This window comes from Methylobacterium sp. D53M, from assembly GCF_053345625.1.
In genome coordinates, this window is the sequence record NZ_JBKFAL010000035.1 from 1 (window position 1) to 14808 (window position 14808).

17 protein-coding genes are annotated in these 14808 nt (G+C 74.4%); 2 read left to right on the forward strand and 15 right to left on the reverse strand.

What is annotated here, in order from left to right; translation table 11 throughout:
- Nucleotides 1–603: 603 nt before the first annotated feature.
- The gene (locus ACLBYG_RS28495; protein WP_100253594.1) at nt 604–2715 is read right to left on the reverse strand and encodes a putative bifunctional diguanylate cyclase/phosphodiesterase; all 2112 of its coding nucleotides are present in this window, start codon (nt 2713–2715) and stop codon (nt 604–606) included.
- A 246-nt stretch (nt 2716–2961) separates the two neighbouring features.
- Here ACLBYG_RS28495 and ACLBYG_RS28500 point away from each other — a divergent pair, with 246 nt between their 5' ends.
- Nucleotides 2962–3318: a VOC family protein gene (locus ACLBYG_RS28500; RefSeq protein WP_056529812.1), complete on the forward strand. Its 357-nt coding sequence runs from the start codon at nt 2962–2964 to the stop codon at nt 3316–3318.
- 39 nt (nt 3319–3357) lie between these two features.
- Here the strand turns inward: ACLBYG_RS28500 and ACLBYG_RS28505 are convergent, their stop codons facing one another.
- Complete coding sequence (locus ACLBYG_RS28505) at nt 3358–3654, reverse strand: hypothetical protein (protein ID WP_234081578.1); 297 nt, start codon at nt 3652–3654, stop codon at nt 3358–3360.
- A gap of 95 nt (nt 3655–3749) precedes the next feature.
- On the opposite strand from ACLBYG_RS28505, the gene ACLBYG_RS28510 reads away from it, so the two are divergent.
- On the forward strand, nt 3750–4208 hold the full coding sequence (locus ACLBYG_RS28510) for a hypothetical protein (RefSeq protein WP_447683695.1): 459 nt from the start codon (nt 3750–3752) through the stop codon (nt 4206–4208).
- Nucleotides 4209–4234: 26 nt separating this feature from the next.
- On the opposite strand, the gene ACLBYG_RS28515 is transcribed toward ACLBYG_RS28510, so the two are convergent.
- The 13 genes from ACLBYG_RS28515 to moxJ all read right to left on the reverse strand — a co-directional run bounded on the left by ACLBYG_RS28515 (nt 4235) and on the right by moxJ (nt 14664).
- Nucleotides 4235–4927, reverse strand: a complete 693-nt coding sequence (locus ACLBYG_RS28515; RefSeq protein WP_020096040.1) for a response regulator transcription factor — start codon at nt 4925–4927, stop codon at nt 4235–4237.
- Nucleotides 4924–5457, reverse strand: a complete 534-nt coding sequence (locus tag ACLBYG_RS28520; protein ID WP_056529803.1) for a hypothetical protein — start codon at nt 5455–5457, stop codon at nt 4924–4926. The genes ACLBYG_RS28515 and ACLBYG_RS28520 overlap by 4 nt, the downstream gene beginning before the upstream one ends.
- Entirely contained in the window at nt 5454–6404 is a 951-nt protein-coding gene (locus ACLBYG_RS28525; protein ID WP_447683696.1) for a YncE family protein, read from the reverse strand. The genes ACLBYG_RS28520 and ACLBYG_RS28525 overlap by 4 nt, the downstream gene beginning before the upstream one ends.
- Nucleotides 6405–6412: 8 nt before the next feature.
- On the reverse strand, nt 6413–6967 hold the full coding sequence (locus tag ACLBYG_RS28530; RefSeq protein WP_447683697.1) for an SRPBCC family protein: 555 nt from the start codon (nt 6965–6967) through the stop codon (nt 6413–6415).
- Nucleotides 6968–6969: 2 nt separating this feature from the next.
- A complete protein-coding gene (locus ACLBYG_RS28535; RefSeq protein ID WP_447683698.1) occupies nt 6970–8037 on the reverse strand; it encodes a vWA domain-containing protein in 1068 nt (355 codons plus the stop codon).
- Nucleotides 8034–8663, reverse strand: coding sequence for a hypothetical protein (locus tag ACLBYG_RS28540; protein ID WP_056529792.1), 630 nt, complete (start codon nt 8661–8663; stop codon nt 8034–8036). Before ACLBYG_RS28540 ends, ACLBYG_RS28535 begins: the two co-directional genes overlap by 4 nt.
- Nucleotides 8660–9724, reverse strand: coding sequence for a vWA domain-containing protein (locus tag ACLBYG_RS28545; protein WP_447683699.1), 1065 nt, complete (start codon nt 9722–9724; stop codon nt 8660–8662). Before ACLBYG_RS28545 ends, ACLBYG_RS28540 begins: the two co-directional genes overlap by 4 nt.
- Before the next feature lie 4 nt (nt 9725–9728).
- Complete coding sequence (locus tag ACLBYG_RS28550; protein WP_447683700.1) at nt 9729–10721, reverse strand: nonribosomal peptide synthetase MxaA; 993 nt, start codon at nt 10719–10721, stop codon at nt 9729–9731.
- Nucleotides 10722–10723: 2 nt separating this feature from the next.
- The gene (locus ACLBYG_RS28555) at nt 10724–11578 is read right to left on the reverse strand and encodes a DUF58 domain-containing protein (RefSeq protein WP_447683701.1); all 855 of its coding nucleotides are present in this window, start codon (nt 11576–11578) and stop codon (nt 10724–10726) included.
- Nucleotides 11575–12606 (reverse strand): AAA family ATPase, encoded by a 1032-nt coding sequence (locus tag ACLBYG_RS28560; protein ID WP_026605375.1) that lies wholly within the window; start codon nt 12604–12606, stop codon nt 11575–11577. The genes ACLBYG_RS28555 and ACLBYG_RS28560 overlap by 4 nt, the downstream gene beginning before the upstream one ends.
- A gap of 102 nt (nt 12607–12708) precedes the next feature.
- Nucleotides 12709–12999 carry a methanol dehydrogenase [cytochrome c] subunit gene (locus ACLBYG_RS28565; protein ID WP_012321128.1) on the reverse strand — a complete coding sequence of 97 codons (291 nt, stop codon included), beginning with the start codon at nt 12997–12999 and terminating at the stop codon, nt 12709–12711.
- Nucleotides 13000–13085: 86 nt separating this feature from the next.
- On the reverse strand, nt 13086–13673 hold the full coding sequence (gene moxG, locus ACLBYG_RS28570; protein WP_020096029.1) for a cytochrome c(L), periplasmic: 588 nt from the start codon (nt 13671–13673) through the stop codon (nt 13086–13088).
- 82 nt (nt 13674–13755) lie between these two features.
- The gene (moxJ, locus tag ACLBYG_RS28575; RefSeq protein ID WP_056529785.1) at nt 13756–14664 is read right to left on the reverse strand and encodes a methanol oxidation system protein MoxJ; all 909 of its coding nucleotides are present in this window, start codon (nt 14662–14664) and stop codon (nt 13756–13758) included.
- Nucleotides 14665–14808: the final 144 nt, after the last annotated feature.

Genomic DNA, 14808 nt, shown 5'->3' on the forward strand with positions numbered 1-14808 from the left:
TCGCCGCTCCGACGAGTTCGCCGTCGTCCGCGCCGGCCTGAACTACAAGTTCGGCTCCTACTGAGACCGACAAGCGACGGTCGGGGTGCGACGCTCGCACCCCGACCGTCGCACCCGACCCGAAACGCGAAGGGGCCGCTTCCCACAGGAGGCGGCCCCTTCGCCGTTCGGGCGGGCCGAACGCGGCCCGCCGTCCTCGCGAGCGCGGCGGCGCGGAAGCTCGACGGCCGGCCGACGATGCGGCCGGCCCGGGATCGAGCCTCAGCCGATCGCCCAGAAGAGCGGCAGGGCGCCCGCCAGGAACAGCGCGGAGGAGATGAGCACGGCGACGCGCTCGCGATGGCGGAGGATGAGGGCGTGGGGCTGGGCGAACATGGGATGGCGGAGCTGAGGGAGCCGGATCGGAGGTGCGCGGTCACGCTGGCATCCGAACCTTGACGGATCGGGGGCAGGTCGCGTCATCCACAGGCGGTCGTCGGCGGGTGTCGCGGCCGTGCCACAGAGGCCGGCGGCAGGGCCGCCGCTCGGCGCTCCGCACCGGTACCGCGACGGGCGTCCGGGCGTCCGGGCCGTCGCCGGATCGCCGGGGCGTCGCGGCGCGCCTCAGGCGACAGCCGAGTCGGGGCGGCCGGGCGGCACGAACGTTTCGGACGCGTCGATCTGCGCGGCGAACCGCTCGATCGGCTGCGGACTGCTGATCAGGTAGCCCTGGACCTCGTCGCAGGCCTCCGCGGCCAGGAAGCGCATCTGCGCCTCCGTCTCGACGCCCTCCGCCACGACGCTCATCCCGAGGCTGCGGCCGAGCCCCAGAACCGCCCGCACGATCACCGCCGCCTGCGGACTGACCTCGACATGGCCCACGAAGGACCGGTCGATCTTGATCTTGTCGAAGGGGAAGGCCTGCAGCGTCGCGAGGGACGAGTAGCCGGTGCCGAAATCGTCCATCGCGATGGACACGCCGAAGGCCTTCAGCCGGCGCAGGATGCCGAGCGCCCGCGCCATGTCGTTGATAATCAGGGTCTCGGTGATCTCGAGTTCGAGCCGCGTCGGCGCGAGGCCCGTCTCGGTCAGGATGGCCAGCACGCGCTCGGGCAGATCCGCCTGCTGGAACTGGCGCGGCGACAGGTTCACCGCCACCTTCAGCGGGTGCGCCCAGCGGGCCGCCTCGCGGCAGGCGGCCCGGAGCACCCACTCGCCGAGCGGCAGGATCAGCCCGCTCTCCTCCGCCAGGGGGATAAAGGCGTTCGGCGGCACGAGGCCGCGGGTCGGATGCTCCCAGCGCACGAGCGCCTCGAACCCGAGAAGCCGGCCGGTGGCGGTGCTCACCTGCGGTTGATAGTGCAGGATGAGCTCGTCGCCCTCGATCGCCTGGCGCAGGTCGCGCTCCAGATCGCGCCGGGCCGCCTCGGCCGCGTCCATCGCGGGCTCGAACACCCGGTGGGTGTTCCGCCCCTCGGTCTTCGCCCGGTACAGGGCGAGGTCGGCGCGGCGGACCAGCGTCTCGCTGTCGAAGCCGTGGCCGGGTGCCCGGGCGATGCCGACGCTCAGGCCCACCTTCAGCCGCCGCTTGCCGAAGGGGATCGGCGCCTGGACGGCCGCGATCAGGCGCGCCGCCAGGGCCTCCGCGCGGGCAGGGTCGTCCGCATCGGCCACCAGCACGGCGAACTCGTCGCCGCTGAAGCGCGCCACCATGTCGTCGGCCCGCAGCACCGCGCGGATGCGATGGGCCACCGCCCGGAGCAGGAAGTCCCCGGCCGCGTGGCCGAGGCTGTCGTTGACGGCCTTGAAGCGGTCGAGGTCGAGGCACAGCACCGCGCAGGTGCCGCCGTTCAGATGCAGGTCGGCGAGCCGGATCTCGAGCCGCTCGTAGAACAGGGCGCGGTTGGGCAGGTCGGTGAGGCCGTCGTGGCGCGCCATGTGGGCGACCTGCCCCTCGGCGGCCTTGCGGGCGCTGATGTCGATCTGGGTGCCGATGAAGCGCACCGCGCGGCCGTCGGCGGCGCGCGCCACCACCTTGCCGCGCGTCATCATCCAGGCCCAGGAGCCGTCCTTGCGGCGCATGCGGTGCTCGGACATGTAGGTCGGCGCCCGCCCGCTCAGGTGCTCGATCAGCGCCCGCTCGGCCGCGCCCGCATCCTCCGGGTGGAGCAGGGCCCGCCACGTCCGCGCGTGGCTCGCCAGTTCGCCGGGCTCGTAGCCCAGGACCCCCCACCAGCGGTCGGAGGACCACGCCTCCCCGGTCGTGAGGTCGCAGTCCCAGAGCCCGTCGCTGCCCGCATCCTGCGCCAGGGCGAGGCGGGTCTCGCTGACCTGCAGCGTCTCCTCGGCCCGCTTGCGCGCGGTGATGTCCGTGAAGGTCCGCACCGCACCGCCGTCGGGCAGCGGCACGGTGCGGATCTCCAGCACGGTGCCGTCGGGGCGCTCGCGCTCGTAGGTGTGGGCGCGGCACTCCAGGCCGCCCGCGGCCACCCAGCGCTGCAGGGTCTCGCTCGCCTTCCCGAACTCGCCCCGCGCGATCTGGTATTGCCGCACCGCCTCGAAGGTCGGGCGGGACCGCATCAGGTCCGGCGGCAGGTCGAGCAGCGCGAGGGCACGGGCATTACAGACCTGAACGACGCCGGCGGCGTCGATCATCATCAGCCCCTGATCCATCGTGTCGAGAACGGTGTCGAGGAGCTTCGCCTTCTCCCGCAGCGCGACCGTCCCACTGTTCATACCCGGGGATCCCAATCGTCCGCCTGGGCGAACATTCTGCTGGACGGTGCGAGGTCCCACCGGCGCGGACGGTACCATCGGGGAGCTTTCCGGATTCTTTCCGGAGGCCCGCTTTCAATCGCTGCGTGCACTTCCGGGCGGCGGACCGCGACGAGGCCGGGACCCGGATTCCCGAGGCGCCGTCCCGGGCCTTGCCGGGCCGCCCGCGGAGCCCTCTGATAGGCGGCGCGCAGCGGGGACCGGGCCATGGCCGTGAGGCGGATCGTCACCAACATCCGGACCACGCAGGTCGAGGCGGCGCGGTCCTTCTACGCGGAGGTGCTCGGCCTGGAGGTGGTCATGGATCACGGCTGGATCCTGACCTTCGCGGCCCCCGGGATGTCGGCGACGCCGCAGATCAGCGTGGCCAGCGCGGGCGGCTCGGGCACGCCGGTTCCCGACATCTCGGTCGAGGTCGACGACCTGGCGGAGGTCCTCGCCCGCGTGAGGCGGGCCGGCCTGCCCGTGCTGTACGGCCCGGCCCGGGAGCCCTGGGGCGTGGAGCGGTTCTACGTCCGCGACCCGTTCGACCGGCTGGTCAACATCGTCGCCCATCTGGCGTGAGGCCGCGCGCGAGGCCCTCCGTGAGGCCGGGCCGGCCGCTCACTCGGCCTCGTCCCGGACCAGGGAGATGCAGGTCCGCACCATCTCCTCGAGCCGCAGGTCCTTGGTGTCCCCGATATTGGCGGTCTCCTCCAGACAGCGCATGAAGTACGCCGCGTCCAGCTTGGGCGACAGCGTGTGGAAGGCCCGGCCCATCCGGGTCGAGAAATCGATCTTGTCGGTCGCGCTCGCCCGCGGCCACAGCGAGGCCTTGTCGTCCACGGTCAGGCGGGCGGCCTTCGCCGGCAAAGTCGCGCAGGCCAGAGTCACTAAGACGATTATAAGCTTGGTCTGCATTGTAAATCTCCGATCCAGCGGCATAGAACTGCGCGACTCTTCGCAGCGGTGACGGTCGACGGACGCGCTGCTCCTGCGACTGGATGGGAGAAGCGATGCGCGCGATCCGTCTTTCCGGCCCGATCTCGGCCGGCCTCCTGGGTCTTCTGACGGCCCAGGCCCACGCTCAGGCGCCCCCCCCCGCGCAGCCCATCCCGCAACCCCCGATCCAGCCCCAGGGACAGCCCCAGGGACAGCTCCAGGGACAGCCTTCGATGCAGGCGCAGGACCCGGCGGCCGCCGATCCGCGGCGCAATCAGGCCGCGAAGCTCGCGGGGCTCGCCGGTTTCGTGAACCTCGAATGTCCCGGCCTGCGCAGCGATCCGGCGCGCCTCAAGCAGACCGTCGAGGCCCTGGGCGTCGACGCGGCGAGCCTGGAGACCGGCGACCTGCACCTGACCGCGACCCGCTACATCGCGGCCTACCAGAAGGACGTCGCGGCCAATTGCCGGAAGGCCGAGGCGACGTTCGGGCCGCAGGGATCGATCGTTCCCGGCCTGATCGTGCCGCGGTAGCCCCGGCCCGCTGACGGCGGTCGTCGTCACACCGGGCGCCCGTCCCGCGACAGGGCGATGCGCAGGAGGTCGGCGAGGCTGCCGGCGCCGAGCTTCTGCTTCATGCCCGAGACGACGGCCGACACGCTCCGGTGGCTCATCGACAGGCTGTCGGCGATGGCCTCGTTGGACTTGCCCGCCCCCAGCAGCGACAGCACCTGAACCTCCCGCGCGGTCAGGCGTGCCAGGGGCGATTCCAGGAGCCCGGCATTCAGCATCGCGATCTTGGTCGCGACCTCGTGCGGCAGGTAGCTGTGCCCGGCCGACACGGTCGCCAGCGCCTCGTGGAAGCGCGTCACCGCCGTGTCCTTCAGGACGAAGCCGTGGGCCCCGCCCTCGATGGCCCGGGCGACGATCACCGGATCGTCGTGCATGCTGAAGGCGAGGATCCGGGTCGCCGGCTCGAGGGCCCGCACCCGGCGGATCAGCGACAGGCCCGACAGCCCCTGGTCGCGGAAGCCCAGGTCGGTCACCACCAGCCCGGGCCGGTGGCGGTGGAAGGTGCGGTAGCCCGACACCACGTCCGCGGCCTCGTGGACCGCCCGGACGCCGGCATCCTCGGCGAGATGGCGGAAGCCGCGCCGCACGACCGGATGGTCGTCGACGATCAGCACCGCGTCGAGAACCCGCGGGCCGTCCCGCCCCGCCGGACGGTCGGCCGAGGCCCGGGCGGCGCTCACGGCGTCCCCTCGCCGACCGGGTGCGGGCCGGCGAGGCGCGCCAGCGCGGCCGCGTGGTCGGCCCCCTGCATCCGGGCGTTGTAGTAGTGCTGGCACATCTCGCCGTAGAGGCTCTTGCGGCGGCCGCGCTCCGCCGCGATGCCGCCGAGACCGTCGAGGATCGCGCCGTAGCCCTCGCCGATGCCGGCCTCGGCCAGCATCTGGCCGAGCTGGACGGTGCGGTTGGCGATCATGCGCGGGTCCTCGATGAAGCCGTCGCGGGCTCCGGCCAGCGCCGTCGCCATCGCGCGCACGCGGGGATCGTCGGCCGGCAGGGCCTTGCCGGCCTCGCGGCCCGCGAGCCAGCGGGCCGGGTCGGTCCCGTCGGTCGGCGCGAGCCAGGCCGGCAGGGTGCCCTCGGCGGTGGTGGCCACCACCGCGCCGGCCTCGTCGGCGCGCGCGTCGGCGCGCTCGTCCGCCCCGCGGTCGCAGGCGCCGAGGGCCAGCAGGACCAGCCCGGACGCGATCCCGATGCGGCCAGCCCGTCTCATCGCGCGGGCTCCCCCGCCAGGACCGTGCGCGGGCCCTCCGCCACCTTGATGCGCGTCGTCTCGCGCCACGTGGCGAGATCGATCACCGAGACGTCGTCCGAGAACCAGTTCGCCACGTAGGCAAGCGGACCGGCCACCGCGATGCCCTCGGGATAGGGGCCCACCGCCACGGTGGCGACGATCTCGAGCCGGGCCGCGTCGATCACCGTCACGGCGGCGGCGTGCTGGTTGGTGACCAGGATGCGGCTGCCGTCCCCGGTGACCGCCACGCCGTAGGGCATCCGGCCGGCCGGAACCGTGGCGCGGGCCCGCAGCGTCGCCGTGTCGATCACCGTGAGGTCGCCGCTACGCACGTTGGCGACGTAGAGGCTCGCCTCGTCCGGTGCGAGCGCCAGGGCGAAGGGCGCCTCGCCGGTCGGGACCACGGCCACGCGGGCCATCGTCCCGGTGTCGATCACGCTGACCTGACGACTCTCGCGGTCGGCGACGTAGAGCCGCCCGCGCCGGTCGAGGACGAGGTGGGCCGGGTCGCGGCCCACCGCGGCGGCGCCCTCGGCGGCGCCGGTCGCCGCGGAGATCTTCAGGACGCGGTCGCCCGACCAGTCGCCGACGTACAGGTGCGCCCCGTCCGGGCTCGCCGCGAGGCCGAAGGCCTGGCCGGGGACGGGCAGGCGGCGGGGCGGCGCGCCGGGCGCGACGACGGTGACGGCGTGCCCGTCCGGGTGGGTCAGATAGAGGCGGCCGGCCCGGTCGGTCGCCGCCGCCACCGGCGCCGGTCCGAGCGGGATCCGCCCGGCCACTTTCCCGGCCTCGATCCGCGCCAGCTCGGCCCCCTGCTGGCTGACGACCCAGACCGGGTCGCCGGCCGCGGACGCGTCACTGGTCCCGGCGCCGGTCCCGGCCGCGACCGCGACCGCGAGCGTCGCGATCAGCCACAGGTGGCGCATGCGGGGCCTCAATGGGTCGTCCGGCCCTCGACGGCCGCCTTCAGGCCCTTGAGCCCGTCCGCGAAGTAGCGGTTCATCGCCGCGCGCCCGGCCTCGTCGCTGAGAGTCTCCGGCGGCTCGTTGCCGGTGTCGCCCCGGTAGAAGCGGCCGATCCACGACACCTTGGAGCCGGTCCCGTCCGGGGTCACGGTGAGCGTCGCCGAGTAGGAGGAGACGGGGAGCGCCTTCAGGTCCGGGTCGGACATCCGGTACGAGTAGGTCCGGCCGTCGGCCAGCCACTCGTCCAGCCCCTCGACCAGGGTGCCGCCGGCCTTGAGGGTCACCCGGCGGGTCGTGCCCTCGACGTTGCCGCCACTGGCCTCGGCCTTGGCCACGTCCGGGTGCCAGCGCCCGATGCCGCCGAAATCGCCCACCACCTTCCAGACCGCCTCCGGGGGCGCCTGGATAGTGATCGACTGGTCGATCTTCTGCGGCGTCGGCCCGTGGGCCAGCGCCGCGCCGGCGAGGCCGACGACGGCGAGGGCCGGGGCGAGGGCCGGAAAGAGGGCGAGGGGCATCCGCATGGTCAGGTCCTGATCGCTCCGGTTGGAGCAGGGGTTGGAGCAGAGTGGCCCGCGCGCCCGCGGAGCGCGCGAAGGGCGCGGGCGAGGGGTCCCGCCAGGAGGGCCAGGAGCGTCAGAGCCAGGGCCGCAGCCAGGAGGGCGGGCCGCGGGTCGAGGCGGCCGGGCAGCGGGCGCGGCGTCGCCGCGGCGCGCAGAGGGGCGGCGAGACCGCCCGGGCTGTCGAGATGGACGTAGCCGAGGCCGGTCTCGGCGGCGAGGCGCTTCAGGTAGGGCTCGCGGACCGACGAGAGGTGCTCGGTGCCGTGGGCGGCCTGGGCCCCGAAGGGGGCGTTGCGCGGGTTGTAGCCCTCGCGGGATTCCGCGTCGGCCGGGGGCGGCCCGGAGCGGTTCTCCTGCTGGACGTCGCTCTCGCCGAGGAAACCCGTCTCGCGCCCGCGATCGTCGAAGCGCGGGATCGGCGACAGGCCGTAGCCGCCCGCGCCGACGATCAGCCCGCGCACCGCGCCGGGCCTGCCGTCGAAGGTCGGGCCGCCGGAGGCGGGCAGCGGCGGCGTCTCCTGGCCGTCGGTGAGGAACAGGAGGTCGGCGTCGATCTCCCCCGCCATGGCGATCGACCGGAACAGGCCGGCCGCGATGCGGCTGTCCCCCTCCCAGGCCATGCGCGGGTCGAGGGCCGCGATGGCGCCGTCCAGCGGCGCGAAGTCGGCGCAGACCTCGACCGGCGTGAACAGCAGGAACGGCCGCCGGTCGGTGAACAGGCCGACCGCCACCCGCGAGCCGCAGGGGAGGTCGGGCAGCGTCGCCCGCAGCGCCGCCTTGACGGTCTCGAGCCGGCTCACCGACCCGCCGGCGGCGGGATAGTCGCGCACCGCCATGCTGCCGGTGATGTCGACCACCGCCAGCACCGACACGCCGGTGCGGGTGACCGGGATCGGCGGCGCGACCAGGGCCGCCAGCGCCAGCGCGAGGGCGGCCGCCAGGGCGCGGAACCGCCCGTCGCGCAGGTTGCGGGCGACGAGGGTGGGCAGGACCGAGGGCAGGACGGGGGGAAGGACGCGCCGCGGGCTCACGGGCCGCCCCGCGGCTGGCCGGGGATGTCGGTCCAGATCTTCTTCGGCTCGGCGCGGAGCTCGTCCCCGGTCTTGCGGTCGAATTCCGGGTAGTCGCGCACGAGGCGCGAGGCGACGTCGAGGTTGTACTTGGCGTCCCAGAATTCGGGCCGGGCCTGGAGGGCGCGGCGGTAATCCTGCCGCGCCAGCGTCACCTGGGGCGCGGCCTTGTCGAGGTCGCCCCGGCCGATCAGCGCGAAGGCCTGCCGCATCCGCGCGTTGCCGATGACGTACCGCGCCCGGGCCGCCTCCCGCACCGCGCCGGCGCGGTCGAGGGCGTCGAGGAGGGGCTCGGTCTCGCCGAGACGGTCCCGGGCGGCGAGGAAGCCGATCCGCGCCGCCAGGAGGGCCGGCCGCGCATCCGGCTCGACCGGCCGGTCGCGGCCCGCCTCCAGGGCGGCGATCCGGTCGTCGTCGCGCGCGGCGCTCCAGCCCGAGACGGCGAACCACAGGGCGGCGGCCGCGAGGACCAGCGGCAGCGCGACCAGCAGGGCCGGCCGGACCCGGCGCCACGCCGCCGCCAAGCCGAGGCGGGGGCGGGCGGTGCGGCGCGGGGCCGGGCCGTCGAGGAGGGCGCCGGCGCTCATGCCGCCCTCCGCGCCGCCGCGCCCGCGGTCTCGGTCTCGGCCTCCGTCGCAGTCTCCGCATCCGCCGGTGCCGCCGCGAGGTCCACCTCCGCGAGCTTGGCCAGGACCAGCAGCGCGAGGCCCAGGGCGGCGAGCGCGGCGGCGAGCCCGGTCAGGTCCCGGCGCGGGCGCTCCTCGACGTAGGGGATCGGGTCCCGCTCCAGGGCCTCGATCTGCCGGATGGCGGCGGCCACCGCCTCGGCGCCCTCGGCCTCGAAGGCGCGGTAGGGCACGCCGAGGCTCTTGAAGAACAGGTCGAGATGGCGCTCCGGCGCGGCCTGGGGCGTGTCCTCGCCGGCCGGCCGGTCGGCGATGCCGGGCGATCCCTGGGTGCGCAGGAACAGCCAGTACAGGTTCGGCCGGATCCGCGCGACCGCGGCGCGCAGCTGGTCCTGGATGCGCGGGTCGATCACCGCCGCGCCGTCGGAGACCAGGAGGAGGACCCGCGAGGCGCCGACATCGCTTCCGAACTGCGACAGGGCCATGCCGAGGCCCCGGCCGATATTGGTGTAGTCGAGGCCGGGCCGGTCGATGGCGGCGATCGCCGCCCGCACGGCGTCGTGGCGGTCGGTCATCGGCATGACCAGCATCGGCGCGGTGGAGAAGGCCGTCACGGCGAACAGGTCGTGCGCCCGGGCGCCGACGAAATCGGCCAGCAGGCGCCGGGAGGCCGCGGCCTTCGATTCCTCGGCGCCGGAGGGCTGCCGGCCCGCGAAGGTCTCGTTCATGCTGCCCGAGCGGTCGATCAGCAGCGAGACCTGCGCGCCGATGCCGAGGCGCTCGATCCGCGCGCCCGTCCGGTAGGGGCCCGCCAGGGCCACGATCAGGCCGGCGACGGCCAGGACGCCGGCGAGCGTCAGCGCCCGGCCGAGCCAGGCCGAGAGGGGGTCGGCCGGGGCGGCGGCGACCGCCGGCACGGAGGTCCGGCGCAGGGCCGAGCGGGCCAGCGGCAGCAGCGCCAGCGGCAGCAGCCACAGGACCCAGGGATCGGTCGCGCCGAGGCGGGCGAGGAGATCGGTCACGGCCTCACGCGCTCCGCTCCGCCGCCGCGAGCCGCGCCAGGAGCGCCTCGGCCTCGGCGCGGGGCCAGGCCGCGCGCGCGGCCGGCAGCCGGCCGCCGAAGAACGCGAGGCGCGAGGCCTCGAAGAAGCGCGCGAGCCCCGCCGCCTGGCCCCGGAAGGCCCCGTGCCGGGCGAGGAAGGCGCCGAGATCGTCGGCCAGCACCCGCCTCCCGTCGGTCAGGTCGAGGCCCCGGTGCAGGGCCAGCAGCGCCGCCCGGTAGGCCTGATCGGGCCCGGCCCCCGCTCGCTGCCGCCGGAGCGCGCGCAGAGCCGCCGCGAAGGGCCGGCCCCGCCGCTGCCGGAACGGTCCCCAGGCCCGATCGTGCGCCAGCGCCAGCGCGGCGAGGCCCGCGAGGGCGCCGAGACCCGCCGCCGCCGCGACGTCCGGCCCGGGATCGATCCGCCCGCTCCAGCCGTCCGGGCGCAGGTACTCGGCCGGATCCTCGCGCCGCTGCGGCTGCACCTCGCGCAGGGGCGAGACGCCGAGGCTCCAGCCCGGCACCTGGACGGCCGCGGTGGTGAGCCCGGTCGCCGCCTCGCTCGCCAGCGTCAGGGGGAAGCCCGGCACCTCCAGGGTGCGGGCGTCGAGGGCGGCGTAGAAGCTCTGGTAGGTGAGGCGCAGGCGCACCCGCCGGCCGCCGGCCGCCGGGGCCTCGTCGACCGCGACGGCGCGCAGGTCGAGCCAGTAGGTCACCGGACCGGGCCGGGGCAGGGTCGCGCGCTGCAACCGGAAGTCGGGATCGGCCAGGATCTCCACCTGCGCCTCGACCAGGTCGCCCAGGAAGATCCCGAAGGGCCGGGGGCTGCGCACCTCGACGGAGCGCACCTGCGCGGCGGCCGGGCCGGCCGTCAGGGCGAGCGGCGCGGCCAGGATGCCGGCCAGGACACCGGCGAGGACGCCGGCGCGGAGGCTGGCGAAGAGGCCGGCCGGCAGGAGGGCGGGACCGCGCGCGCCCATGCTCAGGTCGTCATCAGGTGGCGGGTGAGCGCCTGGGCGTCGAAGCGCCCGGTGAGCTGGAAGACGCGGCGGGCGAAGGGCGCGGCGGCGCGCTCCAGGGCGGCGATCCGGTCCCGCTCCCGGGCGATCCAGGCCCGGCGCAGGCTCGGGCGCAGCAGGACCACGCGGCGGCCGCCGCCCTCGAGATCGTCGAGTTCGACGAGGCCGAAGGCCGGCAGCGCCTCCGCCTCGGCGGGGTCGGCGAGCAGGATCGGGACCGTGTCGTGCGGCGCCAGGGCGGCGAAGACCCGGGCGATCAGGGCCTCCGGCCAGCGGAAGTCGGAGGCGAGGAAGACGAGCTTCGGCCGCCCGGCGAGCCGCCGCGCGGCCTCGAGCATGCCGGCGCAGCCGCGCCCCGCGCGCGGCGCGCCCGCGACCCGCTCGGCGGCGGCGACGGCCGCGCCCCGGTGGCGGGTGGCGGGGAGGGTGAGGTCGTCGCGCAGGGTCTCGTCGCAGCCGATCAGGCCGAACCCGTCGCTGATCCGGGTCGCCGAGACGGCCAGCGCCCGGCAGAGATCGCCCGTGAGCCGCGCCCGGTCGGCCGTGCCACGGAAGCCCATCGAGGCCGAGAGATCGACCAGGACCCAGGTCTCGACCGCGGTCCGCGCCTCGAAGCGGCGGACATGCACGCCCTCGAACGGGTCGCGCAGCGTCGCGCGCAGGTCGATGCGGCGGGCATCCGGCAGCTGCAGGAACGGCACCTGATCGCGGAACGGGCCGGCGCCGCCGGCGTCGCGCCCCCGGTGAAGGCCGGCCCGGCTGCCGCGCGGCCGCCAGCGCGGCAGGTAGACGATGTCGGCCGTGCGCGGGTCGCTCACGGCGCCGGCACCGTCTCGAACGCGGCCCGGCACAGGGCGGGCACGATCGCGCCGCGCTGCAGCTCGTGGACGGGCTCGAGGAAGACGCGGTGGGCCATCACCTCGGTGAAGACCGCCCGCACGTCCTCCGGCACCAGCCACTCGCGGCCCTCCAGCCACGCCCGCACCCGGGCGGCGCGCACCAGGAAGGCGACGCCGCGCGGGGAGGCGCCCCCCTGCACCAGGGTGGCGGTGTCGAGGCCCGGGAGCCGGATCCCGGCCTCCGCGGGGCGGACCAGCGCGTCCCAGAGGGCCACCACGTAGGCCTCGATCGACGGCTCCGCGCGGACGGCGTGCTGGATCGCGGCCGCGATGCCGCCGATCCGGGCGTGGTCGAGCACGCCCTCGGCGACCGCGCCGACGAGGGCGTCGGTGTCGTGGAAGCGCGGGTCGAAGACCAGGCTCCGGCGCACCGCCGCGTCCCGGGGCGCCTCCAGCCCGATCTCCATCAGGAAGCGGTCGCGGGCCGCGGCCGGCAGCTCGAAGGTCTCCTCGCGCTCGACGCGGTTGCGGTCGGCGAAGACCTGCAGGTTCGGGAACGTGTAGGTGCGGCCGAAGGCCTGGACGCTGCGCTCGGCCATCAGCCGGAGCAGCAGGGCGTGGACCTGCGGCCGCGCCCGGTTGATCTCGTTGAAGAAGAACACCGAGAGATCCTCGGCCCGGGCCAGGACCGGGCCGGGATCGACCCGCGGCCGGCCGTCGGGGCCGAGATAGGTGTGGTAGATCAGGTCGGTCGGCATCATGTCGACCGTGCCCTCGACGCGCTCGTAGGCCCCGCCCAGCGCCCGGGCCACCGCCCGCAGCAGGGTGGTCTTGCCGACGCCGACATCGCCCTCGAGCATCACGTGGCCGCGGGCGAAGATCGCGATCGTCACGAGGCGGATCGCCCGCTCCTGGCCGACCACCGCCTTGGCGACCTCCGCCTCGAAGCGGGCCGCCGCCGCCCGCCAGTCGGTGAGCATCGTGTCTCCGGAACGGAGGGTGTTCATGAGGCGGTGCCTGCGCGTGTCGATGCGGCGTGCGCTGCCGAGCGTCGCTGTGGGCCGGCGCCGCGGCGCGGGCCGGCCCCAGGACGGTCGGATCGGTCGCGATCAGTTCGAAGAGATCTTGGCGACGTCGTACTCGAACTTGCCGGTCTTCTTGGCGTTCTCGATCCGCTTCCTGTTGCGCTCCTCCATCTGCTTGATGGATTCGGCCTGCTTGCTGACCTCCTTCGGGTCGTGCTTGGGATCGTACTTGGTCCCGGCGACCTTCTCGGGGAAGCCGGGCTTCGGCTGCCAGCAATTGCCCGGCGCCTTGCAGGTCTGACCGTCGTAGGCCAGCGCCGGCACCGCGAAGGCCGCCCCCGCGATCAGCATCGCCGCCGTGATCACTGTGCGCATCGTAGATTCCTCCGTCTCTTCCTGGGGCGGCCGGTCGGGCCGCCGGTTCGCCCCGTCTTGCGCGGGGCGCGACTTGCCGAGAACGGCTAGTCCAGCGGCTTGCACTGGCCGGGCACGTCCTTGGCAAAGGTCTCGCCCTCCTTGAAGGGCTTGTAGGTCTTCTTCTGCTCGTCGGTGAGCCACTCGGCATCCTTCACCGGGCCCGTGTAGAGATGACGGATCCAGGCGATGACCTGCAGCATCTCGTCGGGATTGAGATCCTCGTTGTGCGGTCCCATCATGCCGTTGGCGCCGCCCCAGAGGGTCGCGAACAGGCCGACATCGGTCGTGTTCGCCGGGTAGGTCCAGTAATCGTCGTTGAGGCCGGGCCCGACCTTGCCCTCGCCGAGATGGCCGTGGCAGCCGGAGCACGAGGTCAGGAACAGGCTCTCGCCGTTCCGCAGGCAGGACTTGTCGTCGATGTAGAGGTTCTTCCCGGTCTGGAAGAAGGTCTTGACCGCCTGCGTGTCCCGCCCGCCCGGCTTGCCCTCGGCCGTGTCCATCGCCTCGCCGGTGATGGTGTTGCGGAAGACGATGCCGGTCTGCGGGCCGGACTGGGGCTGCGCGCGGGCCGCGGCGGGCATCGCCACGGCGAGGGTGAGAAGGGCGACGCGGGCCGAACGTACGATGTGCATCTGTTGAGCGGGTCCTGATGTCCTGATCGATGGCCCGGACGCGCCGGGCCGGTCTCGGTGGGGCGGTCTCGGTGGGGCAGCCTCAGTTCGAGGCGACGACCGGCACACCGTCCTGCTTGAGGATCGCCGCGATGGCGGGCCGGGCCTTCTCGATCCCGGCGTCGAGGGCCTTGCGCAGGGCCTCGTCGTCCTTGCGCACGCCCATCGACTGGTCGAAGACCTGCGGGACCTTGCGGCCGTCGCTGCCGACCGTGTCGGCCGGGACCAGCGTCATGCGCAGCGGCGTCGGGGAATCCTTGACGTAGCGGGCCACGTCCGGGCCGAAGGCGACGCCGACATCGGCCTTGTCGTTGGCGACCTCGCTGACGATGCGGGCCGGGTCGATCTGGGTGTACTGGTTGCGCGGCGAGCGGAAGTTCACCAGCGAGTAGAGGTAGGCCATGTCCTCCTCGTAGCGGCCGATATCCTTGAGCATCGCCTCGCCGGGGGAGCCGAACGGCACCACCATGTGGTCGAGGGTCTTGAGCCGCGGGTCGGACCAGGACTTCACGTCGAGATCCTTGTCGGCGCGGGTGATGAAGACGTAGCCGCTCCGGTAGTACGGCCGGGTGGTCAGCACCCGCGGGTCGTCGCTGTCGAGGCCGACGACCACGTCGCAGGTCCGCTTCTCCAGACCGTCGCGGACGAGGTAGATCGCGGGCTTCTCGAGCCAGACGAAGACGGGCTTCTTCCCCATCGCCTCGGCGACGGCGACCGCGACGCGGTTCTCGAGCCCGGAGCCGTCCTTCATCGAGAGGGGCGGCTGCTTCTCGGAGGCGCAGATCCGCAGGGTCGCGGGGTCGGCCGGCGGGGCGGCCGGGGCCTTGCCGGGATCCGACTGGATGGCCTGGGCCTCGGATTCCTGGGCCGCCACCGGCCCGGCGGCCAGAGTGGCGAGCGTCAGGACGGCGGCGAAGCGGGCCGCCAGGATGCGTGCGCGCGGGCGCGGCATGGACGTTGATCCCTGTTGTCGAAGCGTTTCTTGATGGCGTGTCCGGATGGCGTGTCCGGAGGGACAGGCGGGGCGCCAGAGGGCCCCGCCTGTCGGGATCTGATCCCAGAACCCCGCCGGCCGAGGGGCCGACGGGATGAAGGC